Annotated in this window: 22 protein-coding genes; 13 read left to right on the top strand and 9 right to left on the bottom strand. The window is 70.9% G+C overall.

Annotated elements, in window-relative coordinates; genetic code table 11:
* Positions 1-497 precede the first annotated feature (497 nt).
* The 6 genes from ACFZBU_RS20805 (at position 498) to ACFZBU_RS20780 (ending at position 10028) form a co-directional block, all read left to right on the top strand.
* Complete coding sequence (locus ACFZBU_RS20805) at positions 498-2048, top strand: hypothetical protein (protein WP_391585097.1); 1551 nt, start codon at positions 498-500, stop codon at positions 2046-2048.
* 254 nt (positions 2049-2302) lie between these two features.
* The gene (locus tag ACFZBU_RS20800) at positions 2303-2701 is read left to right on the top strand and encodes a GNAT family N-acetyltransferase (RefSeq protein ID WP_391585096.1); all 399 of its coding nucleotides are present in this window, start codon (positions 2303-2305) and stop codon (positions 2699-2701) included.
* 159 nt (positions 2702-2860) lie between these two features.
* A complete protein-coding gene (locus ACFZBU_RS20795) occupies positions 2861-4378 on the top strand; it encodes a CHAD domain-containing protein (protein WP_391585095.1) in 1518 nt (505 codons plus the stop codon).
* Positions 4379-4537: 159 nt separating this feature from the next.
* The gene (locus ACFZBU_RS20790) at positions 4538-6067 is read left to right on the top strand and encodes an ATP-binding protein (RefSeq protein ID WP_391585094.1); all 1530 of its coding nucleotides are present in this window, start codon (positions 4538-4540) and stop codon (positions 6065-6067) included.
* Positions 6064-7116 (top strand): PD-(D/E)XK motif protein, encoded by a 1053-nt coding sequence (locus ACFZBU_RS20785; protein ID WP_391585093.1) that lies wholly within the window; start codon positions 6064-6066, stop codon positions 7114-7116. The genes ACFZBU_RS20790 and ACFZBU_RS20785 overlap by 4 nt, the downstream gene beginning before the upstream one ends.
* Entirely contained in the window at positions 7113-10028 is a 2916-nt protein-coding gene (locus tag ACFZBU_RS20780) for a Z1 domain-containing protein (RefSeq protein WP_391585092.1), read from the top strand. The genes ACFZBU_RS20785 and ACFZBU_RS20780 overlap by 4 nt, the downstream gene beginning before the upstream one ends.
* A 132-nt stretch (positions 10029-10160) precedes the next feature.
* Here the strand turns inward: ACFZBU_RS20780 and ACFZBU_RS20775 are convergent, their stop codons facing one another.
* Positions 10161-10391: a hypothetical protein gene (locus ACFZBU_RS20775; protein WP_391585091.1), complete on the bottom strand. Its 231-nt coding sequence runs from the start codon at positions 10389-10391 to the stop codon at positions 10161-10163.
* A 272-nt stretch (positions 10392-10663) separates the two neighbouring features.
* Between ACFZBU_RS20775 and ACFZBU_RS20770 the strand changes: the two genes are divergently transcribed.
* Positions 10664-11050, top strand: a complete 387-nt coding sequence (locus ACFZBU_RS20770; protein WP_391585090.1) for a DUF427 domain-containing protein — start codon at positions 10664-10666, stop codon at positions 11048-11050.
* Positions 11051-11180: 130 nt separating this feature from the next.
* On the opposite strand, the gene ACFZBU_RS20765 is transcribed toward ACFZBU_RS20770, so the two are convergent.
* The 7 genes from ACFZBU_RS20765 to ACFZBU_RS20735 form a co-directional block, all read right to left on the bottom strand.
* Complete coding sequence (locus tag ACFZBU_RS20765) at positions 11181-12317, bottom strand: glycoside hydrolase family 19 protein (RefSeq protein ID WP_391585089.1); 1137 nt, start codon at positions 12315-12317, stop codon at positions 11181-11183.
* 498 nt (positions 12318-12815) lie between these two features.
* Positions 12816-13883, bottom strand: coding sequence for an amidohydrolase family protein (locus tag ACFZBU_RS20760; RefSeq protein WP_391585088.1), 1068 nt, complete (start codon positions 13881-13883; stop codon positions 12816-12818).
* Positions 13884-14082: 199 nt separating this feature from the next.
* Complete coding sequence (locus tag ACFZBU_RS20755) at positions 14083-14667, bottom strand: 3-hydroxyanthranilate 3,4-dioxygenase (protein WP_391585087.1); 585 nt, start codon at positions 14665-14667, stop codon at positions 14083-14085.
* Between the two features lie 34 nt (positions 14668-14701).
* Complete coding sequence (locus tag ACFZBU_RS20750; RefSeq protein WP_391585086.1) at positions 14702-15172, bottom strand: RidA family protein; 471 nt, start codon at positions 15170-15172, stop codon at positions 14702-14704.
* Positions 15169-15993 carry a 2-keto-4-pentenoate hydratase gene (locus tag ACFZBU_RS20745; RefSeq protein WP_391585085.1) on the bottom strand — a complete coding sequence of 275 codons (825 nt, stop codon included), beginning with the start codon at positions 15991-15993 and terminating at the stop codon, positions 15169-15171. The genes ACFZBU_RS20750 and ACFZBU_RS20745 overlap by 4 nt, the downstream gene beginning before the upstream one ends.
* On the bottom strand, positions 15990-16808 hold the full coding sequence (locus ACFZBU_RS20740) for a 2-keto-4-pentenoate hydratase (RefSeq protein ID WP_391585084.1): 819 nt from the start codon (positions 16806-16808) through the stop codon (positions 15990-15992). The genes ACFZBU_RS20745 and ACFZBU_RS20740 overlap by 4 nt, the downstream gene beginning before the upstream one ends.
* 28 nt (positions 16809-16836) lie before the next feature.
* Positions 16837-18300, bottom strand: coding sequence for a 2-hydroxymuconic semialdehyde dehydrogenase (locus tag ACFZBU_RS20735; protein ID WP_391585083.1), 1464 nt, complete (start codon positions 18298-18300; stop codon positions 16837-16839).
* A gap of 327 nt (positions 18301-18627) precedes the next feature.
* Between ACFZBU_RS20735 and ACFZBU_RS20730 the strand changes: the two genes are divergently transcribed.
* The 5 genes from ACFZBU_RS20730 (at position 18628) to ACFZBU_RS20710 (ending at position 23731) form a co-directional block, all read left to right on the top strand.
* Complete coding sequence (locus ACFZBU_RS20730) at positions 18628-19533, top strand: alpha/beta fold hydrolase (protein ID WP_391585082.1); 906 nt, start codon at positions 18628-18630, stop codon at positions 19531-19533.
* Positions 19534-19700: 167 nt separating this feature from the next.
* The gene (locus ACFZBU_RS20725) at positions 19701-20903 is read left to right on the top strand and encodes an NAD(P)/FAD-dependent oxidoreductase (protein ID WP_391585081.1); all 1203 of its coding nucleotides are present in this window, start codon (positions 19701-19703) and stop codon (positions 20901-20903) included.
* Positions 20904-20996: 93 nt separating this feature from the next.
* Positions 20997-21893, top strand: coding sequence for an RNA polymerase sigma-70 factor (locus ACFZBU_RS20720; protein ID WP_391585080.1), 897 nt, complete (start codon positions 20997-20999; stop codon positions 21891-21893).
* A gap of 184 nt (positions 21894-22077) precedes the next feature.
* Positions 22078-23229, top strand: a complete 1152-nt coding sequence (locus ACFZBU_RS20715; RefSeq protein WP_391585079.1) for a cytochrome P450 — start codon at positions 22078-22080, stop codon at positions 23227-23229.
* A gap of 244 nt (positions 23230-23473) precedes the next feature.
* Positions 23474-23731, top strand: a complete 258-nt coding sequence (locus ACFZBU_RS20710; protein ID WP_391585078.1) for a hypothetical protein — start codon at positions 23474-23476, stop codon at positions 23729-23731.
* 93 nt (positions 23732-23824) lie between these two features.
* On the opposite strand, the gene ACFZBU_RS20705 is transcribed toward ACFZBU_RS20710, so the two are convergent.
* Positions 23825-24544: a TetR/AcrR family transcriptional regulator gene (locus ACFZBU_RS20705; RefSeq protein WP_391585077.1), complete on the bottom strand. Its 720-nt coding sequence runs from the start codon at positions 24542-24544 to the stop codon at positions 23825-23827.
* 83 nt (positions 24545-24627) lie between these two features.
* Here ACFZBU_RS20705 and ACFZBU_RS20700 point away from each other — a divergent pair, with 83 nt between their 5' ends.
* Positions 24628-26142 carry an MFS transporter gene (locus ACFZBU_RS20700; RefSeq protein WP_391585076.1) on the top strand — a complete coding sequence of 505 codons (1515 nt, stop codon included), beginning with the start codon at positions 24628-24630 and terminating at the stop codon, positions 26140-26142.
* Positions 26143-26501 lie beyond the last annotated feature (359 nt).

Here is a 26501-nt window from a genome sequence, read left to right as displayed (position 1 = left end):
GGGGGTCGTTCGGTCGGTGCGGGCGCGGAGGCACGCGTCGGTGCGGCGCGGGATCGGCCGGCCGGGGCGATCCCGCCTCGACCCCCGCGCGGCCTTCGCGTCCGCCTCCGGGTCGACCGCCGCACCCATCCCGCCCGAAAAATTCCTCGCATACGGGGCGTGAGGATGCGCCGGCCGCGGTGTCCCAAGGAGGCAGGATCCGGCGGGGAGCCGGGTCACCTCGGGGGGACGCCATGCAGGAAACCGTGCACGACGGCAATCAATCGGACGGTGGTAGTCCGGTTGATCTGCGCAAAGACCCTTCGGCCGCGCGGCAGGGCGACGAACCCCCGTCCCTCGACGGGCAGACGACGGCGTCTCGGATGCCGCTCGATCGCCCGACGGACCGGGAGGCGACGGACCTCCGGAAAGCGGACCCGCCCGAGACGGACCTCCGGAAGACGGACCCGCACGGGCCGGACCTCCGGAAGGCGGACCCCCGCAAGCCCGACCGACCGATGACGAGTCGTCAAACGCCCGAGCGCGCACCGGAACCGACCGGTCTGCTCTACGACCTGATCCGCTGGCCGATCCGGATCATCGCGGTGATGGTGCTGCTGCCGACCCGATTGGCATGGGAACTGCTCAAGGTGACGGCCCGGGGCACCCGGGACCGGATCGTGTTCCCCGCCGGTCGACTCCTGGTGGGGCTGGGGCGCGCACTCGAGATCGCGGTGTGGGACTGGTTCCTGGTCCCGATCGTGCGGACGATCCTGGCCGTCGGGCGCCGGCTCGACACGTGGCTGTGGAGGCTGATCCTCGTCCCGCTCGCAAAGGCCGTGCGGGTCGGTGTGTTCGCGGTGGGCCGGGGGTTGTGGTGGTTGGCCGTCGACGTGTTGTGGCGCGGGCTGCGGCTGTTCGGCCGGTACGCCGTCGTGCTGCCGCTGCGCTGGGTCCGGACTGCGCTGCTGCGTCCGCTCGGCGCCGGGCTGGTCGCACTCGCCCGCTTCGCGGTCCGCGTCGCCGGCATGCTGGGCGCCGGGCTCGTACGCGCCCTGTACCTGCTTCTGGTGGTGCCCGCCCGGTGGGGTTGGCGGGCCGCCCGGGTGATCGGTCGCGGCTTCGCACGGTGGCTCCACTACGTACTGATCGTGCCGCTCAAGTGGCTGGGGCGCCGGGTGGTGGCCGGTGCGCGAGTCGGCCGACGTGTCCTGGTCGCGCTCGGGCGAGGCGTGGGCTTCGTGCTCCGGCACGCCGTGTCGAGGCCGGCCGCGTGGGTCTGGCGCGGACTGATCCGCGGAGCCGACCTGGTCCGACGCGGCCTGCGCCTGGGCGCCCGAATCGCCGAACGCGCGCTCTACCTCGGCCTCGTCGTACCGATCCGCTGGGCCGGCCGCGGCGCCCTGCGCGCAGTGCGGCTCGCCGGGCGCGGCCTCGCGATGATCGGGCGCGGCATCGGGATCGTGTTCGAGACGGTCGTCGCCCGACCGGTGGTCTGGGCCTGGCATCGGGTCGTCCGCCTCGTTCGTGCCCTCGGTCGGGCCCTCGGCTGGGGGCTGCGTTTCCTGATCGTGCTGCCGCTGCGCTGGGCCGGCCGCAAGACCGTGATCCTGGTCCGACTGATCGGTCGGGCCCTGCGTTTCCTGATCGTGCTGCCGCTGCGCTGGGCGGGGCACAAGACCGTGATCCTGGTCCGACTGATCGGTCGGGCCCTGCGCTTCCTGATCGTGCTGCCGGCGCGCTGGGTCGGCCGCAGGACCATGTCGGCGGGCCGGTCGCTCGGCCGGGGACTGCACTTCGCGACGGTCCGACCGGCGATCCGCGTCGGGCGCCGTACGGTGCTTCTGGGCGGCGCGAGCGCTCGGGCGCTGCGCGTGCTGATCCGGCGACCGCTGGTGTGGGCGAGGACGGCGGTCCTGGCACCGACCTCCCGCGCACTCGCACACGCCTGGCGCGCGACGCTCGAACCGATCCGCGCGATCTCGCGCACCGTCTGGGCCCAATCCCGCCAGGCCGGCCGCGACGTGCGCCGCGCACTGTCGTTCGGCATGAGGTCGTCCGACAAGTAGCACTCCGGCCTGCCGGCGCGCAACCAGCGCGACGCGCGGCGGCGAGACCGCACCGGGACCGAAGCTGCCCGGGAATCGCACGGGCGACCCTCGACAACACCCATACCCGACCCGTACCAATGACCGCATTCATGCTTGAAACGCCCCCACACCCACCCCGACCATGGGGTGTCCATTGCCTGCAACGGCTTCTGGAATGGGGCCAAATCTCGTTGAATGTCGTCGTGGATACGAATGTGGCGACGATTCGGCGTGTGACGACAGTGGCGGACGTGATCGCGGCCGGGGACCTCTTCGACGACCCGGTACGCCCGGACTGGGCGGCGCGCTTCCTGGGCGAGGCCGGGCATCACATCCTGCTCGCCTACGTGGGCTCCACCCCGGTCGGGATGGTCACCGGCGTCGAGACGACGCACCCGGACAAGGGCACCGAGATGTTCCTGTACGAGCTGGCGGTCGCCGACGACCACCAACGCCACGGCATCGGCCGCGCGCTCACCGAGGCGCTGGCCGAGCTGGCCCGCAAACGCGGCTGCTACGGCATGTGGGTCCTGACCGAGCGCGACAACGAGGCCGCCGTCGCGACCTACCGCTCCGCCACGGCCGACACCGAGTCCGACCACGTCATGTTCGCCTGGACCTTCGACACCTGAGCCGGCCCGCCCACCCGTGTCGGGCCGGTCGAATCGGGCACAGGTATCCGCGAGCCCGGTCGGCCGGCTCCGGTTCCGGACGCGTCGGCCATCCGCCCCGCGGGGTGCTCGACGACCCGGTCGAGCCCTCGCGACGCCGCGAGGAAGCAGGTGCATGCCATGGCCCAGGTCGTGCGTGAGGTCGAGCGCAAGTATGTTGCGCCGGATGGGGTCGGGCTGCCCGACTTCGCCGGGATGTCGGACGGGGTGCGGGTCGAGGTCGGCAAGACCGTCGAGCTGGACGCGATGTACTTCGACACGCCCGGTCTGGCGCTGGCCGCGCGCGGAATCACGCTGCGCCGACGAACCGGGGGCGCGGATGCCGGGTGGCATCTGAAGCTGCCTGCCGGGGTGGACGCGCGGGACGAGGTACGGGAGCCGCTGGGTGCGTCCGAGCGGGAGGTGCCGAACGGGCTCGCGGTGCGGATCCGGGCGTACACGCGTGGCGGCGAGCCGGTGCCGACGGTGCGCCTGCGGACCGTGCGCGAGGTGCGGATCGTCCGGGCGGGCGGGCCGACCCTGGCCGAGATCGCGCACGACACGGTGACCGCCGAGGTGTTCGTCGGGCCGGGTGTGACCACGATGTCCTGGACCGAGGTCGAGGTCGAACTGGTGGACGGTGAGCCGCCGCTGCTGGACGCGCTGGATCGGCGGCTGACCAAGGGCGGTTGGCGGCGCTCCGAGGCGGCGTCCAAGCTCGGGCACGCGCTGGCCGAGGCGGGCCTGCGGCCGGAGCGCCGGATCGCGCGGCCGCGCGCGGGAAGCGCCGGCGCGGTGGCGTTGGACTACGTTCGCGAACAGGTGGAAACGCTGCTCGCCTACGACCCCCGGGTGCGCCTTGACGAACCCGACGCGGTGCACAGGATGCGGGTCGCCACCCGACGGCTGCGCAGCGCGTTCCGGGTCTTCTCGCGGGTGCTCGACGAGCGGGTGACCGGCATCCTGGGCGCCGAACTCAAGTGGCTGGCGTCGGAGTTGGGTCGGGTTCGGGACCAGGAGGTGTTGGTCGAACGGCTGCGCGAACGCATCGCCGCGCTGCCCGCGGAGGCGGTGCTCGGACCGGTGGAGGCCCGGCTGACCGCCTGGGACGCGCGGCGCCGCGCCGAGGCCCGGGTCCGGATCCTCGCCGAACTCGACGGCGCGCGCTACTTCGCCCTCCTGGACGCGCTGGACGCCCTGCTCGCCCGGCCGCCGTTCACCGCCCGGGCCGGTCAACCGGCCCGCCGTCCGGCCGCGGCCGCCCTGCGCCGGAGCGATCGGCGGATCTCCAGGCGGGCCCGGGTCGCGCTGCGCTCCCCCGCCGGGCGGGCCCGCGACACGGCCCTGCACGAGGTGCGCAAGGCCGCCAAACGGGTCCGCTACGCGGGCGAGGCCACCCGCCCGGCGTTGGGCAAACCCGCCAAGCGGCTCACCAAGCGGGCCAAGCGCATCCAGGGCCTGCTGGGCACGCACCAGGACAGCGTGCAGACCCGCAAGGCCCTGCGCCGACTGGCCATCGCGGCCCACGGCGCGGGCGAGAGTTCCTTCACGTGGGGCCTGCTCTACGGCGAGGAGGTCGCGCTCGCGCAGCGCATCGAGAAGGAATTCCCGAGCCACTGGGCCGACTTCGCCCGGCCTCGACTGCGTCGGGGTTTGTAGCCGCCGCTCGGCCCGGCCCAGGCCCCGTCCGGGTGCGGCGCAAGTCACGAGTCGTGCGTTCCGCTTTTGGGTTGCCGACCCAACCGCTACGGTCGGTCCAGCGCAAATGGGGCGGGCGCGCGACTGCGCGCACCGAGGGTGTGGGATCCAGGGGTGGGCATGGACGACTGGCGTTTCGACGTACCTACGAGCGGCAGCAAGCACCTGCCCCCGGATCCCGGGTACATCAAGGGACTGGCCAGTCAGGGCTACCGCTTCGAGGAGGCCGTGGCCGACCTGGTGGACAACTCGATCGACGCCGGCGCCTCGGATGTCGTCGTGCACTTCCGGCGCAGCGGCGACCTGCTGACCTCACTGATCATCGTGGACAACGGACGCGGGATGACCGAGGCCGAGTTGGACACCGCGATGACGGTGGGCAAGCGGCGCACGTACGGCGACAAGGCGCTCGGCATGTTCGGGATGGGCCTGAAGGCGGCGTCCTTCAGCCATGCGGAGAGCGTCACGGTGATCAGCCGGGCCAAGCGGGCCGGCACGGTGGGCCGGCGCTGGCGTACCGAGCAGGCGCAGGAGAGCTTCCAGTGCGACATCGTCGAGCTGGAGTTCGCCAAGCGCTTCCTGGACCTGTACGACGAGTACGTGATGTGGAACGGCACCGCGGTGCGCTGGGACGGCGTCCGCGACTTCCCCGCACGCGGTGACGCCGGACAGACCGACATCTACCTCACCAAGACCATGCGCTCGCTGGCCGACCACCTCGGCCTGCACCTGCACCGCTTCCTCGCCGACGGGCGGATCCGGATCACCATCGCGGTCTCCGGCACCGACGACGCGACGCCGCCGATGACCTGGCAGGTCCAAGGCGTGGACCCGTTCGGCTACCCGATCTCCGGACTGCCGGGGTACCCGCGCACGTTCACCACCACCCTGGACGGGGTGGGCGCTCTGGAGCTGACCGCCCACGTGTGGACACCGCGCTCCAACGCCGAGCAGTTCCGCCTCCCCGGCGGCATCCTGGCCCGCCAGGGCCTGTACGCCTACCGCAACGACCGACTCGTGCAGGCCGGCGGTTGGCACGGGCTGCGTCAGGGTGAGCAACACCTGTCGCTGGCCCGGATCGAATTCGACCTGCCGGCCGAGTCGGAGCAGGCGTTCGGACTCACCGTCAAGAAGGCCGAACTACAGCCGATCCCGGGCTTCGTGGACGCGGTCGAACGCGCGACCGACGCCGACGGGCGGACCTTCCTGGAGTTCCTGAAGGACGCCGAGGGGGCCTACCGGCAGGCCCGTACCACCACCCGCGAGCGCAAGGCGGTGCTGCCGCCCGGGAAGGGCTTCGCCCCTGAGCTGCGCGCCGCGATCGAGGAGGAACTCCCCTTCGTACCGGGCGAGGAGCCGATCGAGGTGCGCTGGGCGCCGCTGGGCGGCGACGTGTTCTTCGCGATCGACCGCGAGGAGCGCCGACTGCTGCTGAACAAGCAGTTCCGCGCCGCGCTGCTGGGCGGCCGACGCGGCGGCCTCAACGACGTGCCGGTGCTCAAGACGCTGCTCTACCTGCTGATGAACGAGGCGTTCACGGGCGAGCGGATCGGCCCGCGGGTCAAGGACAACCTGGACCTGTGGCAGTCGCTGCTGCTGACCGCGGTCAAGAGCGAGACCGCCAAGTACGGCCCCGAGGCCGCCTCGTGAGTTCGGATCGTCGCAGCAGGCACCTGAGCTGCGACGCGCTGCGCGACCACCTCGACAACCGGATGCCGATGCTGATCCCGGTCGAGGGCGACCCGCCGCTGTACTGGCACCTGGAGGCGGGCGGCCTGCGCCCGGCCCTGCGCATCCCGGTCCCGCCCGGCACGAAGGCGCCGCGACTGGGGACGCAGGGGATTCGGGCGGTGTGTGTGTTGGACGGGGGTGAGCAGTTCCTCCAGGTGTTCATCGAACAGACCAAGCTGCTCCGCGAGTTCCACATCGTGTGTTGTGAGATCGCGGACCGTGTCCAGAACGATGGGGTCGCTCCGGTAGCGGCCGTGCAGACGACGGTGATGGCCTGGCGCAAGCTGCTGGCCCGAGGTCGGCAGATGTCGCTCGAAGAGGAGATCGGCCTCTTCGGCGAACTGCTCACGCTGATCGGCCTGGCGGCGGCCCGGGGTTGGCACGCGGCCGTCGACGCGTGGCAGAACCCGAAGTGCGCGGACCACGACTTCACCGTCGGCCCGTACGACATCGAGGTCAAGACCGTTGCCGGGCGGGCCCGCGTGCACACGATCCATGGGCTGACCCAGCTCACGCCGCATGCGGATCGGCCACTGTGGTTCGTCTCGCACATGGTCGAGGAGAGCGACGCCGGTCGCACCGTACTCGGTTTGATCGAAAGCATCCGCTCGGCCATCCGCGCGGAAGCCCCGGGTGCCCTGGAGGACTTCGACGCCCGGCGTCTCCTGGTCACCGCCGGCGGGCACGCGATTCCCCGCGAGCATCGTTGGGCGCCGGCCGGGGCCACGCTCGCGTTCCCGGTGGACGCGGACTTTCCTCGGCTGACCCAGGGCCTCCTCGACGCCCTGCCCGAGTCCGTCACGGTGCGCATCGTCGACATCGACTACCGCATCGACGTCGCCGATCTGATCCCCTCGATCGCCCCTTCCCCGGACGGACTCGACCGTACCGTCGACCTGGGCATGTTGCCGCCCGACGTCGCGTCGGGCCTGTCCGACCCGCACGACCCGAAGGACGGGCAACGGTGACCGACGACCTCGCGCTGCTCGCACTGCACCGGGCGGCCTTCGGTGGCATGGCCACGGGCCCCAGGAACCTGGCGAAGGCGCTGGCCTACCAGGCCGAGGAACACGGTGGGCCGCTCCCCGATCTCGGCGAGCCGGCGCTGCGCCGCCGACTGCACCACGCGCACCCGGACGACCCGTTGCTGATCCTGTGGCGCGACCGGCTCAGCCGCTGGGACTTCGCCGACGGTGAGCCCGCGTCGAACACCCGGGAACGCCGCGCCGCCACCTACCAGGCCCTGGGCCTGGAACCGGCGACCCGCGAACTCCTGGATCGACGCTCACCGTTCGCGCGCGGCAGCGGCGCCGTGGTGATCACCGACGAGGGCTGCGATCCCTGGTACACCCAGGAGGTGGCCCGACACCACAGCCACTACTGGGACGCCTATCGAGACACCCTGCTGGGCAAGAAGTGGGCTCCGGAGGCCGTCGCCGCACTCGATCGCGACACGACCCGCGTGGTCGAACGACTCGCCGACCCGGCCGGGGAACAGCCGTACCAGTCCAAGGGCCTGGTGGTCGGCTATGTACAGAGCGGCAAGACCGCCAACTTCACCGGTGTCGTGGCCAAGGCGATCGACGCGGGCTACCGCCTGGTGATCGTGCTCACCGGCACCATCGAGGCACTGCGCGCGCAGACCCAGCGCCGGTTGGACATGGAACTGGTCGGCGTCGAGAACATCTACTACGGCCAGGATCCGGATGCGGGCACCCTCGCGTTCCGCGACTACGACTACCTGGACGACCGGGACCGGCTGGACGGCAGGTTCCTGCGGCACGGTGCGCTGCCGTCGCGGCTCGGCGGCTTCGACATCGTGCGACTGACCCGGCACCAGGACGACTACCAGGCATTGCGTCAGGGGCTCAGCGCGCTGGAGTTCGAGAAGGCCGACCGGTTCGTCCCGCTGTACGCGCCGGAGAACCTGCACCGCAGTTCGGCCCGGCTGATGGTGGTCAAGAAGAACGCCTCGGTGCTCAAGAAGCTGGTCAAGGACCTCGGCCGGATCAAGACCGAGCGCGGCGAGATCCCCACGCTGATCATCGACGACGAGTCCGATCAGGCGTCGGTGAACACCTCGGACCCGAGGAAGTGGGCGCAGGACCAGGTTCAGCGCACCGCGATCAACGGCATCATCTCGGAACTGCTCGGGATGTTGCCGCGCGCCCAGTACGTCGGCTACACCGCGACCCCGTTCGCCAACGTGTTCATCGATCCGGCCGACGCCGAGGACATCTTCCCCAAGGACTTCGTCATCTCGCTGGATCGCCCGGACGGCTACATGGGCGTCGCGGACTTCCACGATATCGACTCCACGATCCCCGCCGACGAGCGCACGGTGGCCAACTCGGCCGGTCTCGCCCACGTACGCTCGGTTCGGCCGCTGCACGACGACGACGACACGGACCTGTGCACCGCGATCGACATGTTCGTGTTGACCGGCGCGATCAAGTTGTTCCGCGAGGACTACGGTCTCGGCGCCGACCACTTCCGGCATCACACCATGCTCGTGCACGAGTCGGTGAAGACGCATGTACACCGGGACCAAGCCGAGTTGATCAACGCCATCTGGCGCCGCGCGGGCTACCTCGGCTCGGGCGCGCAGGCCCGGCTGCGCCGGCTGTACGAGCAGGACGTGCGACCGGTCAGCGAGGCACACGCGGCGGGCGCGGCGATCCCCGGGTCGTACGCCGACATCGCGCCGTACATCGGCATCGCCGCGATGCGGATCGAGGACTCGATCGGCAGTCCGGTGGTGGTGATCAACGGCGACAAGGAGATCGAGCAGCGCACCGCGGACTTCGACCGGCAGAAGGTCTGGCGGATCCTGGTCGGCGGCGCCAAGCTCTCGCGCGGCTTCACCATCGAGGGCCTGACCGTCTCCTACTACCGGCGCAAGACGCTCGCCGGCGACACGCTCATGCAGATGGGGCGCTGGTTCGGTTTCCGGAAGAACTATCGCGACCTGGTTCGGCTGTACATCGGCCGGGACGAGGGCGGTCGCAACGGCGACCTGTACGAGGCGTTCGAGGCGATCTGTCGCGACGAGGAGGAATTTCGCGACCAACTCCGGCTGTACGCCGAACTCGTCGACGGCGCTCCCCAGGTGACCCCGGCGCAGATCCCGCCACTGGTCACCCAGCGGTTGCCGTGGCTCAGGCCGACCGCGCGCAACAAGATGTTCAACGCGGAGTTGGTGGAGACCCGGTCGCCGGGGTTGTGGGTGGAACGGTCGGGATATCCGACGAAACCGGCCGACCTACGGCACAACGTCGAGCGGTTCGCCCCGGTGATCGCCGCGCTGGAACCGGGGCAGGTGGAGTTGGCCTTTCCGGTGGAGGATCGACTGCGCCGGTTCCCGGCATACCTCGGTCGGATCACGAATACGCGGCTGCTGCCCGTGTTGCGCGAGCTGCGCTGGTCGGATCCGGGCCAGTTCGGCCCGGACCTGGTGTACCTGGAGAACCCCAGGATCGCCGGCCACATCGAGGACTGGGTCGTGATCGCCCCGCAACTCCATGATCCCGATCGCGCGTCGGTGACCCTGCACGGCTTCGGCCCGCTCGCGGTGGTCAGCCGAAACCGACGTACGGGCACCCTGTTCAACAAGGTCAGCTTTCCGCCGCATCGTTACGCGGCCCGGCGCATCGCCGGTAGCGGGCCTTCGATCGGCGACCCGGTCGCCGACGGCCTGGTCGCGCCGCGTCGTGGCTGCCTGCTGATCTACCCGACCATGGAGCCGGATCGGAACGAACTCGTGATGGCCTTCGCGCTGGTCCCGCCCAGCAGCGCGGTCTCCCCGGACCGCCGCCTCGTCGCCTTCCGCGCCAAGGACTCCTCCCGGGCCGCCTCCGCGATCGTGGCGGCGCCGGCCTGACCGCCGCCCGGCATGCCCGAACGGGGCGGCCCACCTGCCGGTGGCGCCGCCCCGTTCATGCCCTCGTCCGACGCCCGGGCCCGGCCGTCGGATCGTGGTCCTGGTACACCGTGGTCCTGGGCCGTGTCCGGCCTAGTGCACCCAGAGCGACCAGAGGGTGCCGCCGTTGTTGAGACAGAGGTACACCGGGCCGTGTGCCGGTGCGGCGGCGCGGCCGGCCGCGTCGCAGGACGCCTGCGACGGGTAGTAGCCGTAGAAGATGAAGCTGCCACCCGGGGCCGGGTCCGCCATCGCGGGCTGCGCGGCAGCCCCCACGCCCAACAACGCCGCGGTCAACGCGACACCCGCCATAGCCTTGCGCATGTGCTCGACTCCATTTCTCGCCCCGAGAGCAACTCGGTTCGCTGGAAAGGTAATTCGGGTTGTGCTGTGGTGCCGGCGCGCACCCTGAAAAGCTAGCCGGTGCCCTGGACCCGAGCAATAGGTCTATACCAATTGAATCGATCCACACGTTTCTCACACGTTCGGTGGACGACGCCGATCCACACCGGCCCGGAATGGTTCGTCGACCGTGCCGGTTGTCCGAAGGACGTCCGGCGGCGCCACGACCGCCGGCGACACCCAAGGAGATGCGCATGTCGACACCCCCGCGGGGTCACCTCGTGACGACCGTGCACAGCACGCAGACCGTGACGGTCGAGATCGACGGCGAGATCGTCGCCCGATCCGAGCGGCCGGTCGTGCTCTTCGAGACCGGGCTGCCGATCCGGTACTACCTCCCGCCGGACGACGTGGAGTTGACCCGCTTCGAGCCCACCGACACCCACACCACGTGCCCGTTCAAGGGCGAGGCCTCCTACTGGACCTACCTGGGCAACGGCGCCACCGGCCCGCGGACCGACGTGGCCTGGGAGTATCCCGACCCGATCGACGCCGTCCCCGCCATCGCCGGGCACCTGTGCTTCTACGACACCGTCGCCCGGATAACCGTCGAGGGCGAGCCGCCGGCACCGCCGGCCTGACCCGCGACGCCACACGCTTCCCCACACCTACGCACGCACACGCACGCACGCAGACACACACGCACACGTACCGAAGCGCGGGGCGGGCCCGCCGAGGCCGGTCCTGGGCCCGCCCGCCCCGCGCCCGGACTCAGCAGCTCAGGTTGTTGCCGGCGCTCGTGCCCAGGATCGCCACGAACGACTGGTAACGGTTGATCCGGCTCTGCACCTGCGCCGGATTGCCGCCGTTGCACTCCAACGCGCCGTTGATGCTGCGGATCGTCTCGCCGAAGCCCGCCCCGTTGACCATCGCGTTGTGCGGGGTCATCGTGCCGGGGCCGTTCTGGGTGTTCCAGTACCAGAGGCCGGTCTTCCAGGCGACGGCCGGATCGGTCTGGACGAGGTTGGGATTGTTGAGCAGGTTGATGCCCAGCGCGTCCCCCGCCGCCTTGTAGTTGAAGTTCCAGCTCAGCTGGATCGGACCGCGCCCGTAGTAGGCGGCCTGCCCGGCCGGGCAGCCGTACGGCTGATTGGCGTCGCAGTAGTGCGGGTAGTTCGCGGTGTTCTGCTCGACGATGTACACCAGACCGCCGGTCTCGTGGCTGACGTTGGCCAGGAACGCCGCGGCCTCCTGCTTCTTGACCGTGTCGCTGCCGGTGTTGGCGAAGCCCGGGTAGGCGCTCAGCGCGGCGGTCAGGCCGGCGTACGTGTAGAACGGGTTCCGGCTCGGGAACATCTGGTTGAACTGCGCCTCGCTCACCACGAAGTCACCGGGGTTGCCGCCGTTTCCGCCCGTGCTTCCCCCGGTGGTCGAGCCGCCGGTGGTCGAGCCGCCGCAGGTGAACGGCTCCCAGAACCAGGTGCTGATCACCGGGTCGTAGCCCGGGTTGGCGTTCTTCGCCCGGTAGAGGTTTCCGTTGCTGTAGCGCACCACGTCACCGACCGAATAGGACGTGCCGGCAACCCAGTTCGGGAACGTACAGGTGCCGCCGCCACCCCCGGTCGAGCCACCGGTCGCGCCACCCGTGGTCGTTCCGCCGCCACCGCCGCACGAGCCCTGGTCCGCCCAGACCGCCGTGGTTCCGGGCACCTCGCCCTGGGTCCACCACTTGGCGCCCCAGTTGTGTCCGTTGTACGAGGCGGTCGCGCCGCCCGTATAGACGGCCGACGAGTTCCATCCGGTCGCACAACTCGCCGCGGACGCGGTCGAGGCGAACGGCAGCACCGCCGCCAACGCCCCGATCACCGCGATGGCCAACAGGAACGCCACGATCCGTTTTCTCGCCATGGAAAGCCCCACTCCCTCGCACAGGACGACACACTGCGCGTGATCGACGGAAGTACCGATACACGTACTTCGATGGCCGTACCGGGACCGGCGCTTGCCTCGATCGAGGCCCCTGGACGGGGTGTTGCGGGGCTCACTCAATACGAATGGTCTATACCAGTCAAGGCCCGGGCGGAATTCGTCTCATGTCCCGGGCGATACCGGCTCGGCGCGGACCGGCACGGGAGCCGACCCGGAGCAGACACCGGAGCCGGCCCCGCCTCCTCGGCGAAACCGGCTCCCGTGCACGTCCGCCCGCCAGGCCGTGTCCGGCGCATCTTGGTGGGGCCGGACACGGCCTAGTGCCGCGCCCGGCAACGTTCACCCCGTCGCGGCGCCCGGCACGGCACCTCGCCGCCCCGCCGAAACGTCCGAGTACTCCAGTACGAGAACGTTCCGGCGGCACGCCGATGCACCGCACCGAACACCGCGACGGGGCAAACGTTGCCGGGCGCGGCACTAGTTCGCGGCCTTCACCAGGTCCGGCGCCTCGGGTGCGGTGCCGGCGGGCCCGGCGGCCCGGGCTCGTCGCGCGCCGAGTCCGAAGAATCGTGCCGCGTTGCCGCCGAGGATCGACTCGCGCTGCTCCATGGTGAGTTCCGGGCAGGCCCGGACCACGCCGCCGGGGTCCGACTCGCCCAGGGGGAACGGGAAGTCGGTTCCGAGCATGACCCGGTCGGGCCCCATCACCTCGACCAGCAGTCGCAGCGCGCGCGGGTCGAACACGGCCGAGTCGACGTAGAACCGGCGCACGTACTCCGACGGCGGCCTGGGCGAATCGGCCCGGACCAGGTCCCGGTTGTGCCAGGCGTTGTCGGCTCGGCCGAGCAGGAACGCGAAGCTGCCACCGCCGTGGCAGAAGCACAACTTCAGCGACTCGGGCAACTTCTCGAACGCGCCCTGGAGGATCATCCCGAGGATGCTCAGCTGGGTCTCCGCGGGCATCCCGACCAGCCAGGGCAACATGTGCCCGCGCATGCGCTCGCCGCCGAGCATGTCCCACGGGTGCACGAGCACCGGGATCTCCTCGGCGGCGCAGTGCGCGAGGAATTCCACGATCCCGTCGTCACCGAGGTACCGCTCACCCACGTGGTTGCCGATGTGCACACCGCGGTGACCGGCCGCCGCCGCCCGGGACGCGGTCTCGCAGGCCGCGCCGATGTCCTGGAGCGGCACCTGACTCAGCGGCAACAACCGCCCCGGATCGAGCGCGCAGTAGTCCAGGATGCGCTCGTTGACCAGGTCGCACCACTCGACCGCACGGGCGGTCTCGGCGGCGTACCCGAACATCAGCGGCGTCGAGGAGATCGCCTGTACGTCCACGCCGAGGGCGTCCATGTCGGCCAACCGGCGCTCGGGATCCCACAGCGGCGCGATCACCGGACGGTACTCGTCCTCGCCGCTCATCATCATCCCGGTGCCGTCGCCGTGAACCCGCAGCCACGGCTCGCCCGCGCCCGTCAGGATGCGGCTCTCGGCCTGCGAGATCCTCGGGAAGACGTGCGAGTGGACGTCGATGACAGTCACGGAACCTCCGTGGTTCACCGCCGGGCTCGGCCGGCGGTCGGGGCAGTGGTGGAGATCGGGTGAGGGGTGCGGCTCGGGTGAGGGGAGATCGGGTCGCGGGGCCCGGTGCCGACAGTCCCACGGACCGCAGGAACGCGGACCGCACGAGCCTCAGGCACACGGGCCCGAGCCCCACGGACCGCGCGCACGCGGACCGGCGTCACGCAAAGGCGTCGGATCCCGGCACGGTCCGTGGGCGCAGTTCCTCGGGCCATTCCCGGCCCGGGTGAACCGCGCCGCAGTGCGGGCAGGTCCGGTCCCCGTCGTAGAACTCCTCGAACAGCGGCGGCAGGTCGTCGACGATCGAACGCAGCTGTACCGGCGCGCGGTTCACCAGCCGGTGGCACTCGACGCAGTACCACTCGAACGCGTCGATCAGGCCCTCGGCCCGGCTGAACTCGACCACGAGGCCGATGCTGCCGGCCTCCGGCCGTTGCGGCGAGTGCCGCACGTGCGGCGGCAGGAGAAAGACATCGCCCTCGTTGATCTGAACGTCGACCGGCGGCTTGCCCTCCTCCTCCATCACCCGGAGCACCATGTTGCCCTGGAGCTGGTAGAAGAACTCCTCGATCGGGTCGTCGTGGAAGTCGGTGCGCTGGTTGGGCCCGCCGACCACGGTGACCACGAGGTCTGCCTCGGTCCAGATCTGGATGTTGCCGACCGGCGGCTTCAGCAGGTCGCGGTGCTCGTCGATCCACCGGTTGAAGTTGAACGGCATGCCATTGGTCAGCTTCGGCAGGCTCATCTCGCGGTCCCTTTCTCGCGTCGTCGCTGTCGCTTCAGGACTCGACGGCGCCGGCGGCGGTGGGGTTCGACGGGGTGGATCGGGTGGGCCGCGGCAGGTACGCGACGCAGGAAATCTCGATCAAAAGGTGCGGATGCGGGAGTTGGTGCACCGCGACGGTCGTGCGGGTGGGACCGGTCTCGTCGAAGTACTCGGCGTAGACCTCGTTGTAGCCGCCGAAATCGTTCATGCTGACCAGGTAGGTGGTGAGCGAGACCGCATCGGCCAGGCCGCCGCCGGCTGCGGCGAGCAGGTCGGCGATGTTCTCGATCACCGCCCGGGTCTGCGCTCGGATGTCGAGGTCGGTGGTACCCATCGCGTCCGCGCTCGCGCCGACGAACGTGCCGTCCGGCCGCCGGGAGCTGGTGCCGGACACGTAGACGAAGTCACCGGCCCGCTTGACGTGTGGGAATCGGCCGCGCGGGGTGGCCTTGCCGGCGACCAGGATGCCGTCGTCGGCGCTCATCGGGTGGTCACCTCCGCGCGGCCCAGGCCGGCCGCGGACACGCGCACGTGCACGCCCTCGGGCAGTGGCAGCGCGGCGGTGGCAGCCCCCGCGAGCACGACCCATCCGGGCCGGAGTTCGAGGCCGGCTTCGGCGGCCAGCCGGGCCGCCGCGATCAGCGAACGCAGCGGGTTGCCCAGGATCGCCGCCGAGGAACCGCTCGCCACCACGCGCCCGTCGACTTCGACGAGCAGGCCCAGGTTGCTCGGGTCCAGCCCGGCCGGGTCGTGCCACGGGCCGAACCCGAAGCCGGCCGCCGAGGCGTTGTCCGCGATCACGTCGGGGAGCGTGAAACGGAAATCGGCGTAGCGCGAGTCCAGCACCTCGTAGGCGACCGCGACCCCGGCGATCGCACGGACCGCCTCCGCGGGGGTGACCGTGCCGGACAGCGGGCTGCCGATCAGGAACGCGATCTCCGGCTCGATCCGGGGATGGATCAGGTCGGCCAGGTCGAGCACGCCGCCCTCCTCGACCAGCATCGCGTCGGTGAGCAGGCCCCAGATCACGTCGTCCACGCCCATCTGGACCATCTTGGCGCGGCTGGTGAAGCCCATCTTGACGCCGATCAGCGCCTCGCCCCGGGCCAGCCGGCGGTCGATCACCGCGCGCTGCACCCGGTACGCGGTGGCCAGGTCGAGGTCGGTGGTGTCGGTCGGACGGGCCACGGTCCGATGCGTCATGGCCGCCTCGTCGAGGATGTCGGCGAGGCGGGCGACGAGTTCGGCGTCGGCGTGGCCTCGGTCTTCGACGCCGGTCACGGCTTCGAGTCGGTTGTTGCTCACGAGGTCTCCTCCTGCGGGGTCGTCGCCGCGAATGCGACCCGGACGTCGCCGAGCCCGTCGATCCGGGCCTCCAGTACGTCGCCCGGGGCGACCGCCACCATCGGGCCCAGCGCGCCCGTGAGCACGGTGTCCCCGGCGCGCAGCGGTCGGCCGAGCCGGACGAGGGTGTCCGCGAGCCAGAGCGCGGCGTTCAGCGGGTGGCCCAGGCAGGACGCGCCGGTACCGGTGGAGACCGGCTCGCCGCGCCGCTCCAGAACCATGCCGGCCAGGCGCAGGTCCAGGTCGCCGAGCGCCGTCGGTCGGTTGCCGAGCACGTACATCCCGGAGGAGGCGTTGTCCGCGATGGTGTCCGCGAGGGTGATGTCCCAGTCCCGCACCCGGCTCCCGCACACCTCGATCGCGGGCAGCACGAAGGCGGTGGCCCGAATCAGGTCGGCGACGGTGTGCCGCTCGTGGGTCAGGTCGGCGTCCAGCACGAGCGCGACCTCGGCCTCGGCCCGGGGCTGGAGCACGGCGCCGACCGGGATCTCGGCACCGTCCGGCACCGCCATGTCCGCGTACAGCATGCCGAAGTCCGGTTCCTGTACGCCGAGTTGGCGTTGTACGGCCGCGGAGGTCAGGCCGATCTTGCGCCCCACCAGTCGGCGGCCCTCGGCAAGCCGGCCCAGAGTCAGTCGCTCCTGGACCGCGTACGCGTCCTCGACGCCGGTGATCAGGTCGCGGATCGGCGCACACGGCACACCGGTCCGCTCCGCGTCGAGCAGCCGCGCGGCGGCGTCGTCGATGGCATTCATCGTTGTCTCTGTCTCCGTCATGTCACCGTCACCGTCACGAACCGATCCTTCAGATCTTGATGCAGATGTTCACAGGCTCGGAGAAGAAGTCCAACGAGTACTCGCCGCCCTCCCGGCCGATCCCGGATGCCTTGATCCCGCCGAACGGCGTCCGCAGGTCCCGCAGATTCCAGCAGTTGACCCACACGATCCCCGCCTCGACGCGCGGGGCGACCCGGTGCGCGCGGGACAGCCGGCCGGTCCACACGGTCGCGGCCAGGCCGTACCGGCTGTCGTTGGCCAGCGCGATCGCCTCGTCCTCGGTGTCGAACGGCAGCACGTGGCAGATCGGCCCGAAGACCTCCTCCTGCACGGTGCGCGCGCTCTGCGCCAGGCCGGTGAGCACGGTCGGCTCGACGTGGAATCCCCCGTCGCGCTCGTCGCCGAAGCTCGGCACCCCGCCACCCGCGACGACCGTGGCGCCCTCCTCGACGGCAAGCCGGTAGTAGGACAGCACCTTGTCCCGGTGCGCCGCCGAGATCATCGGCCCGTAGTCGGTCAACGCCCGTGCCCGTGCGCCGAGTTCGGCGACGAAGTCGGCGAAGATCGAGCGCTCGACATAGACCCGCTCGGTGCACAGGCAGATCTGTCCGGAGTGGGTGAAGGCGGACCGTACGGTGCCCGCCACGGCCTCTTCGAAATCCGCGTCGGCGAACACGATCGCCGGGTTCTTGCCGCCGAGTTCGAAGGACACCGGGGTGATGTGCTCGGCGGCCTTGCGCATGATCGCGCTGCCCGTGGCCGACTCGCCGGTGAAGGCGATCGCATCGACACCGGCATGCGCGGTGAGGAACTCTCCGGCGGCTCCCGCACCGTGACCGTGGATCAGATTGAACGCGCCGACGGGCAGCCCGGCGTCGTGGATCACCTCGGCGAGCAGCGTCGCGGTGGACGGCGTCTCCTCGGACGGCTTGGCGACCACGGTGTTGCCGGCCGCGAGCGCGGGGGCCACCTTCCAGGTCAGCAGCAGGAGCGGAAGGTTCCACGGCGAGATGATCGCGACCACGCCCAGCGGGCGGCGCACGGTGTAGTTGAGCGCCTGGCCGGCGCCGCCGCTCCAGCCGGGCACGGCGGTCGAGTGGGCGCGCTCGGGCCGCCCGTAGAGCAGGTCGGCGTAGGCGCGAAAGTTGCCGATCGCGCGCGGGATGTCGACGCCCGCCGCGAGCTCGCGCGGCTTGCCGGTGTCGGCCACCTCGGCATCCACGAATTCGTCGAACCGGGCCTGGATCCCGTCCGCGATCCGCCGCATCGCCTCGGCCCGCACCTCGACGCTCGCCGCGCCCCACTCGCCGAGCGCACCACGCGCCGCCACGACCGCGGCATCCACGATCGCCCGATCGGCCTCGGGCACCTCCCCCACGACGGCCCCGTCCACCGGGTTCACCAGCGGAAACGCCCCGTCACCCGCCCGGGTGAACTCACCCGCCACATAGTGCGCGGGCAGCACACTCTCCCCGGCCGCCGACCGTGCCATCGCCCATCCCTTCGCCACAAGCCCCGTCACACAGGGAGCTTCTCTCGGCGACGACATGCCCGTCCAATGCCCTTTGGACCGTAATGCATATCGTTTTCGATATGGCTCGACGGAAGCCCGGCCGCCCGCGCAACAGGGGGCACGTCGACCGATCCGGTCCTGCGATACGACCCCGCGCAGGCCGACCGCCGCTCCGGATGCAATGGGCGCTCCGCGTCCCCACAGGTGGTGGGTCACATCCCCTTCCTAATGATTGGATTTCACTTGACCCATTAGTTCGCCCGACTGTACAACTGAGTCATCAGCACGCCGACGAAGGTAGAGATCATGGGCATCGCCGCCATTCCCCAGGTTGCACACCGTTTCGTGGACGTCGACGGGGTTCGGGTGTTCTACCGGGAGACCGGGCCCGCGGATGCGCCCACGCTGCTTCTGCTGCACGGGTTTCCGTCGGCCTCGCATCAGTTCCGGCGGCTCATGGACGCATTGGGCAACGACTTTCGGTTGGTGGCGCCGGATTACCCCGGATTCGGGCACACCGAGGCGCCCGCCGGGTTCACCTACTCGTTCGAGCGGCTCGCCGACGTGGTCGAGGGGTTCGTGGACGCGCTCGGTCTGGACCGGTACGTGCTCTACACCTTCGACTTCGGCGGCCCGGTCGGCCTGCGGCTGGCCGAGCGCAGGCCTGCGGCCGTCGCCGGGCTGATCGTGCAGAACGCCAACGCGTACACCGAGGGCCTGTCCGAGATGGCCCGCGACTTCATCGCGCTCACCCCCGACGTGCCGGGCGCGCGGGAGAAGGCCGCCGAACTCCTGGTGTTGCCGGTCACCCGGGGCCAGTACGAGGGCGGCACGGCCGACCCGACCCTGGTGGCCCCCGACGGCTGGACCCTGGACCAGCACTTCCTGGACCGGCCCGGGCGCAAGGAGGCCCAGGTCGATCTGGCGCTGAACTACCACACCAACGTCGAGCTGTACCCGAAGTGGCAGGCCTGGCTGGCCGAGCACCGCCCGGCGACGCTGATCCTCTGGGGCCGCAACGACATCTTCTTCCCGGAACCGGGCGCACACGCGTACCTCGCCGACCTCCCGGATGCCGAGCTGCACATCCTGGACACCGGCCACTTCGCCCTGGAGGACAAGCTCCCGGAAATCGCCCCGCTGATCGGGGACTTCCTGCCCCGCGCCTGGAACGAAGCCGAACACCGACCTTCCGACAGCACGATCCGGTAGCTCGGGCCGGTCGCCGGGCGTGGGTCTCCGGCCGGTGACCGGCGCCGCCTCCCAGCCGTCCGACGCGCCCTGACCCCCCACCGAGTGTGATCCGGGCCACACCGTGTCACAAGTTCCGTTCGCCCGGCGCCTTGTGTGCGAATCCCCGAGCGAACGGAACAAGGACCATGACGAAGCACAACGGCGGCCGGACCGAAGTCATCGTGATCGGCGGCGGATACGCCGGCGTCCTCGCGGCCAACCGCCTGACCGGCCGCGACGACGTGGCCGTGACCCTCGTCAACCCGCGCCCGACCTTCGTCGAGCGCCTGCGCCTGCACCAGCTGGTGGCGGGGTCCGACGACGCGGTCGTCGACTACGAGGACGTCCTGAGCGAACGCGTCGAACTCGTGGTCGACACCGCGACCGGGATCGACCGGCAGGCGCGCACCGTCTCGCTGGCCGGCGGCGGCACCCTCGGGTACGACCACCTGATCTACGCGGTGGGCAGCCGCAGCGGCGCGCCGCAGGTACCCGGCGCGGACAGGTTCGCCTACCCCATCGCGACCCTGGAGGAGGCCGAGCGGCTGCGCGAAGCCGTGGCCGCCGCGCCCGCCACCGCGGCGCTGACGGTCGTCGGCGGCGGAGCCACCGGGATCGAGACCGCGGCCGAGCTCGCCGAGGCGGGTCGTACCGTCACCCTCGTCTGCGGAGGGCAACTCGGCCCCTACCTCCACCCGAACGGCCGCCGCTTCGTCGCCAAGCGACTGGCCTCCCTCGGCGTGACCGTTCTGGATGGCCCAGGTACGAAGGCTGCGTCCGTGACGGCCGACGCCGTGCGCCTCGCCGACGGCCGCGAGGTGCGCGGCCGGCTGACCATCTGGGCCGCCGGCTTCGGCGTTCCCGACCTGGCCGTCCGCAGCGGCCTGAGCACCGACGAGACGGGGCGCCTGCTCACCGACGAGACCCTGACCAGCATCGACGACGACCGCATCGTCGCCGCCGGGGACGCGGCCGCACCCTCGGGCCTCGCCTATCGGATGGGATGCCAATCCGCCGTCCAGCTCGGCCCGCACGCCGCCGATGCCGTGCTCCGCCGGATCGAGGGCAGGCAACCCGAAGCCGTCGGCATCGCCTTCGCCGGACTGTGCGTCAGCCTCGGCCGCGGCGCCGGCATCTTCCAGTTCGCACGCAAGGACGACACCGCCGTCCGGTTCCACGTCGGCGGTCGCCCGGGCGCGCGCCTGAAGGAATTCGTCGTCTCCCACACCATCAAGCAGCTCTCCGATGAGGCGCGCAAGCCCGGCGCACGCGTCCTGAAGGCCAAGGACGACTCCCGGCAGCAGCGGGTGCGGGACGCGCGCGCGAGCCGGCCGGTGCACGTGTCGTAGTCCTCCCCGGAGCGGGTGGCCCGGGCGCCGCCCGCTCCCCCACGGCCGGGCCCCTGGGAGGGGCCGCCATGAACGAAATGGAAGGATTCGAGGATGCGAGACCACACCGGGGATCCGGCGACCGACGCCTTCGTCGCCCACCGCAATCTGCTCTTCACCGTGGCCTACGAGATCCTCGGCTCGGCGGCCGACGCCGAGGACGTCCTGCAGGAGACCTGGCTGCGCTGGGTCGAGGTCGACCTGGCGCAGGTCCGCGACCGGCGCGCATACCTCGTCCGCATCGCGACCCGGCGGGCACTCGACCGGCTGCGGGCCCTGCGGCGGCGCAAGGAGACCTACGTCGGCCCCTGGCTGCCCGAGCCGCTGCTCACCTCGCCGGACGTCGCCGAGAACGTCGAGCTCGCGGAGAGCCTGTCCATGGCCGTGATGCTCGTCCTGGAGACCCTTTCGCCCACCGAGCGAGCGGTGTTCGTCCTGCGCGAGGTCTTCGACGTCGGCTACGACGAGATCGCCGAGGCGGTCGGCAAGACCCCCGCAACGGTCCGCCAGATCGCCCACCGCTCCCGCAAGCACGTCGACGCCCGCCGCCCTCGCGAAGTGGTCTCCGCACGCCAGGCGCAGGCCGCCCTCGCGTCCTTCCGGCACGCCGTGGAGACCGGCGACCTGCAGGGCGTGCTCGACGTGCTCGCCCCCGACGTCGTCCTGATCAGCGACGGCGGCGGCGTCAGGAGCGCCGCGCTCCGGCCGGTCAGGGGCCTCACGAAGGTGGTCCGCCTCCTCCTCGCCGCCCTCGGCGACAAGGACGGCACGCTCACCAGCGAACCCACCACCGTCAACGGCGATCCGGCGCTGCTCCTGCGCGTCGACGGCGAGATCGACAGCGTGATGGCGATCCGTCTCGAGAACGGCCTCGTCACCGACCTCTACTTCGTCCGCAACCCCGCCAAGCTCACCCACATCGCCGCCGCCACGCCGCTCACCCTGAACTGACGCGACACCGGCCGCGACCCCCGCCCGAGAAAGGGACCGGGGGTCGCGGCCGTCACCGAGGAACGCGGCCACAGCCGGACGGCCATGCGGGTGGAGGTCGTTCGCCTCGCGGGTGCGGTGCGGGCTAGGTTGGAAAACCGTTGCTGCCGAACGAAAGCGGTTTCCGGTGGATGTCGCCCGCGCCATGGCCCATGACCCGCACGGCGTCTTCGCCCGCATGCGCGAGGCCGGACCCGTACACGCGATCGTCGCGCCCGACGGCAGCCCGGCGTGGTTGGTCACCAGGTACGCGGATGTGCAGGCGGCACTGGGCGACCCGCGGTTCTCGCTGGACAAGAGGCATGCCAAGCCCGGCGGTTACAAGGGATTCGAACTCCCGCCCGCCCTGGACGCCAACCTGCTCAACATGGATCCGCCCGACCACACCCGCCTGCGCCGCCTCGCCGGCCAGGCCTTCACCCCACGGCACACCGCCGACCTGCGTCCACGCCTCGAACGCACCGTCGAGTCCCTGGCCGACGACCTCGCCGGCCGCGAACGAATCGACCTGGTCAAGGACTTCGCGTCGCCCTTCGCGGTCGGCGTGATCTGCGAACTGCTCGGCGTCCCGGCCGAGTCCCGGTCCGACTTCCGCACCTGGACCAACGCCGTGCTGGGCGCGGACGCCACCCGCGAGGGCATCCGCTCGACGGTGCGCGAGATGTACGCGTTCTTCGTCGCGCTGCTCGCCGCCAAACGCGCCGACCCCGGACCCGACCTGCTGTCCGCGTTGATCGCCGCCCGGGACGCCGACGACCGGCTGAGCGAGGACGAACTGACCTCGCTCGCCTTCCTGTTGCTCTTCGCGGGCTACGAGAACTCGGCCAACCTGATGGCCGGGGCCCTGTACGCGACGATCGAGGACCAAGCGTTGCGCGACGCGCTGCGCGACGATCCGGCGGGGGTTCCGGCGTTGGTCGAGGAGGTGGCCCGGCACATGTCGCCGGCCCTGCTCGCGATCCGCCGTTTTCCGCTCCAGGACATCGAACTCGGCGGCGTCACGATCCCGGCCGGCGACACGGTCTTCCTGTCCATCGCCTCGGCCAACCGCGACCCGCGCCGCTACGCCCGCCCGGACCGGATCCAGCCGGATCGCCCCGACGCGGCCCGCCACCTGAGCTTCGGCCAGGGCATCCACTACTGCATCGGCGCACCGCTGGCCCGCCTGGAGGCCGAACTCGCGGTCCGCACCATCCTGACCCGCTTCCCGAAGGCCCGCCGCCACGCACCGATCTCCTGGCAGCCGTCGGTGCGAGTCCGCGGCCTGAGCACCCTGCCGGTCGAACTCGGCGACTGACCGAGGCGCCCCGGAAGCGGTGTGCTCCGGATCGGTATGGCCCGAATCCCCCGAATCGCTTCGGTCCTCCCGGCCCCTGGGACCAGGGAACTGTCACAACTGTGTGAGAACCCTGTGCGGCGGCCGGTTTTCCGGTGACGTCCCGACCGAAAAGCAGGACAGTGGAGGCAGCACGACAGGGGACCGGCGGCGCGACCTCCCGACCGTCGAAGGGTGGCGTGCGATGGATGGGGAGTCGGAGCAGATGTCTGTTCGCCAAGCGTTTTCCACGCACGTGCACGAGCACCGCGTACCCGACCGAGGGGCCCACGACCGGCCGTCGGGCGTGCGCTGGTGGACCCGACGCACCACGCAGGCCGCCGCGATGGGCGGGCTGATGATCGTGGCGTTGGCCGTCGGACCTTCGCTCGGCATCCTGCCGTCGCTGTCCGCGCGGGTCGACGGAGTCAGCCGAATCACCAACGTGGTCCACGACTCGGACACGCCGGTCCACAAGCGCTGACCGCGCGGCGCATCCGCGCCCGGCGGCCGGCCTCCGTCGTGTCGTATCCGACGGTGAGTCCGGCCGCCGTTCGCCGGGGTTACCGGACCCCGGTCACAGCGTCACCGACTCGATCACCCGACGCAGGCCGATCTCCAGGATCTGCGGGTCGTCCCAGTCGCGCGTGACGTGGTCGAACAGCACACCCTGAAGCATCGCGAGCATGATGTGCCCGTCCAGGCGCGCGTTCGTGGACCCCAGTGCCAGTGCGACCAGTTCGGCGAAGCCGCGAAACTCGGCCTGGCAGCGGATCAGCGCCTCGCGCACCAACGGTTCGCGTGCGCCCGCGAGTTCCAACTCCAGTCGCGCCAACTGCACTTCGCGGGTCGCGTCCCACCAGGAGCGGGTGAACCGGGCGAGTTGCGCATAGTCGACCGCGATCGGCCGGACGGCCGTCATCCGCAGCAGCTCGTGCGTGACCTCGCCGGCGTACGCCCTGTCCAGCGTGGCCATTCGCTCGATCACCGCCAGGATCAGCTGATCCCGGGTCTTGAAGTAGTACGTGACCGAGCCGTTGGGCAGGCCCGCCTCCTCCTGTACCGCCCGGTGGGTCAGCCCGCGCAGGCCATGGGTGGCAAGCACCCGGATCGACGCGTCCAGCATCAGCGTGCGCCGATCCACCTTCCCGGTGCCGGCGCCCGAACCGGCCGCCTCGGACGTGGCAGGTGCGGCGGGCGTGGCGGAAGTCACGGCTGTTGCGGGTGCGACCGAGGTCGTGGCCGGGGTCGTGGCAGGGGTTTCGGGCGTGCTGTCGGGATCGTTGACGTGCGGCATGTGTCCATTATCCCCGAGCTTGACGCTCGTAGAAATATTCTCTACAACTATAGAACTTACTTCTACGAACGTAGGAACATCCGATGGCTTCCTCAGGGATACCCGCCACCGAGTCCACGATCGGGGCCCGTTCCAACCCGTCCGACACACCCGGTGCACCCGACGCGGTCGCCGCCGGATCCGCCGGCCGCCCGGTGAACCCGAAACTCGTCCTGCTGCTCGTGTGCGTCGCCCAGTTCGTACTGCTCGTCGACGACACGATCGTCAACGTCGCACTGCCGACCATCGGCGACGATCTCGACTTCAGCGAGAGTTCGCTGTCCTGGGTGACCAACGCGTACTTCCTGACCTTCGGCGGCTTCCTGCTGATCGGTGGCGGGTTGGCCGATCTGCTGGGCCGGCGTCGCCTGTTCGGTATCAGCCTGGTGCTGTTCGTACTGGCCTCCGCCGTGTGCGGGATCGCCCCCGACTCCGGTGTGCTGGTCGGCGCGCGGGCCGCGCAGGGCATCGCCGGCGCGCTGCTCTCCCCCGCCGCGCTGGCCATCCTGCTGGCGACCTTCCGCGAACCGGCCGAGCGGGCCCGCGCGCTCGGCACGTGGGCCGCGCTCACCGGACTCGGCGCAGCCACCGGGCTGTTGCTCGGCGGCGCGCTCGTCGAGTGGACGCACTGGCGCTGGATCTTCCTGATCAACCTGCCCATCGGCGCGCTCACCCTGCTTGCGCTGCCCCGGGTGATCGGACCGGACGACCGTGAAGCGGTGCGTCGGGTACCGGACTTCGCCGGTGCGGCGATCGGGACGGCCGCCGTTCTGACCCTGGTGTACACCGTCGTGGAGACCCCCACCCATCCATGGGGCTCGACCCGGACCCTGCTCGGCCTGACCATCGCGGCGGTGCTCGCGCTCGGTTTCACGCTGCGCCAGCGCTCGGCGGCCGAACCGCTGCTGCCGCGCGCGCTGTTGCGGATGCGGCACCTGGTTCTGGCGGACGTCCTGGTCCTGGTCGCGGCCGGCGGCCTGTTCGCGATGTTCTTCTTCCTGACCCTGTACATGCAGCGGATCCAGGGGTGGTCGCCGATGGACACCGGCCTGGCGTTCCTGCCGTTCAGCGTCGGCATGGGCCTGGGCGCGGCGGTGTCCACCAAACTGATCGCGAACCGTGGGCCGTTGCTACCGGTCAGCGTGGGCCCGGCGATCGCCGCGGGCGGCATGTGGCTGATGAGTCGTCTGGACGAGCACAGTTCGTACACCGGGCACCTGCTGCCCGCCCTGGTGGTCACGGGTCTGGGCCTGGGCGTGGCGTTCGTCGCGATCATCCACACGGCGACCGGCGGCGCGGGCGAGGGCGAAGGCGGCGTCGCCTCGGCCATGGTGACGACCTGTCAGCAGATCGGCGCGGCGATCGGCATCGCGGTCCTGGTCACGATCGCGACGAACCACACCAAGGACCGGATGGCCTCCGGCATCCTCGAGCGACAGGCCACGGTGGACGGATTCAGCCGAGCCTTCGAGATCCAGGCGGGCCTGATGGGCGTGGCCGCCCTGCTCGGCATCGTGGTCGGCGTGGCCACCGAACGACACCACGCCGGGCGCAAGTAGATCAAGTGGATCCGGTCGGAGACGCCGCCGCGTGCGCGGCCAGGATCACCCGACGCGAAGCGGGTGGAACGACGGGGGCGGGCGGGGACGACGACGAAGCGGTGGTCCCCCGTGACTTGATCATGTACGGATACTGGCAGCCGGCGTCGGCGCGGTACGTCCGCGGGCGGGCGGGGGTTCGGGTCGGTCGCGGGGATGAGCGCGAGCGCGGGTGTACCGCCGAGGTCGGATCGGGGCAGGCCGGGTGCGGTCCGGGCCCGCTCTCGGCTCGCTCCCGAGCTGGTCGGGGTCTGGGCGGGGTCCGGTCGGGATTCGGTCGGGATTCGGTCGGGTGATCGCCGGCCGGGTTCGTCGCGGCT

It is taken from the genome of Embleya sp. NPDC008237 (assembly GCF_042956465.1).
In the GTDB taxonomy this organism is placed as follows: Bacteria; Actinomycetota; Actinomycetes; order Streptomycetales; family Streptomycetaceae; genus Embleya.
This window is presented reverse-complemented; position numbering and strand designations above follow the sequence as displayed.

Bases quoted from the DNA above. Each gene is read 5' to 3' on its own strand.
- ACFZBU_RS20730 (WP_391585082.1), top strand. From the start codon at position 18,628: ATGGGCATCGCCGCCATTCCCCAGGTTGCACACCGTTTCGTGGACGTC.
- ACFZBU_RS20790 (WP_391585094.1), top strand. From the start codon at position 4,538: ATGGACGACTGGCGTTTCGACGTACCTACGAGCGGCAGCAAGCACCTG.
- ACFZBU_RS20805 (WP_391585097.1), top strand. From the start codon at position 498: ATGACGAGTCGTCAAACGCCCGAGCGCGCACCGGAACCGACCGGTCTG.
- ACFZBU_RS20700 (WP_391585076.1), top strand. From the start codon at position 24,628: ATGGCTTCCTCAGGGATACCCGCCACCGAGTCCACGATCGGGGCCCGT.
- ACFZBU_RS20715 (WP_391585079.1), top strand. From the start codon at position 22,078: ATGGCCCATGACCCGCACGGCGTCTTCGCCCGCATGCGCGAGGCCGGA.
- ACFZBU_RS20775 (WP_391585091.1), bottom strand. From the start codon at position 10,391: ATGCGCAAGGCTATGGCGGGTGTCGCGTTGACCGCGGCGTTGTTGGGC.
- ACFZBU_RS20795 (WP_391585095.1), top strand. From the start codon at position 2,861: ATGGCCCAGGTCGTGCGTGAGGTCGAGCGCAAGTATGTTGCGCCGGAT.
- ACFZBU_RS20735 (WP_391585083.1), bottom strand. From the start codon at position 18,300: ATGGCACGGTCGGCGGCCGGGGAGAGTGTGCTGCCCGCGCACTATGTG.
- ACFZBU_RS20710 (WP_391585078.1), top strand. From the start codon at position 23,474: ATGTCTGTTCGCCAAGCGTTTTCCACGCACGTGCACGAGCACCGCGTA.
- ACFZBU_RS20750 (WP_391585086.1), bottom strand. From the start codon at position 15,172: ATGAGCGCCGACGACGGCATCCTGGTCGCCGGCAAGGCCACCCCGCGC.
- ACFZBU_RS20770 (WP_391585090.1), top strand. From the start codon at position 10,664: ATGTCGACACCCCCGCGGGGTCACCTCGTGACGACCGTGCACAGCACG.
- ACFZBU_RS20720 (WP_391585080.1), top strand. From the start codon at position 20,997: ATGCGAGACCACACCGGGGATCCGGCGACCGACGCCTTCGTCGCCCAC.
- ACFZBU_RS20755 (WP_391585087.1), bottom strand. From the start codon at position 14,667: ATGAGCCTGCCGAAGCTGACCAATGGCATGCCGTTCAACTTCAACCGG.
- ACFZBU_RS20725 (WP_391585081.1), top strand. From the start codon at position 19,701: ATGACGAAGCACAACGGCGGCCGGACCGAAGTCATCGTGATCGGCGGC.
- ACFZBU_RS20705 (WP_391585077.1), bottom strand. From the start codon at position 24,544: ATGCCGCACGTCAACGATCCCGACAGCACGCCCGAAACCCCTGCCACG.
- ACFZBU_RS20740 (WP_391585084.1), bottom strand. From the start codon at position 16,808: ATGACGGAGACAGAGACAACGATGAATGCCATCGACGACGCCGCCGCG.
- ACFZBU_RS20765 (WP_391585089.1), bottom strand. From the start codon at position 12,317: ATGGCGAGAAAACGGATCGTGGCGTTCCTGTTGGCCATCGCGGTGATC.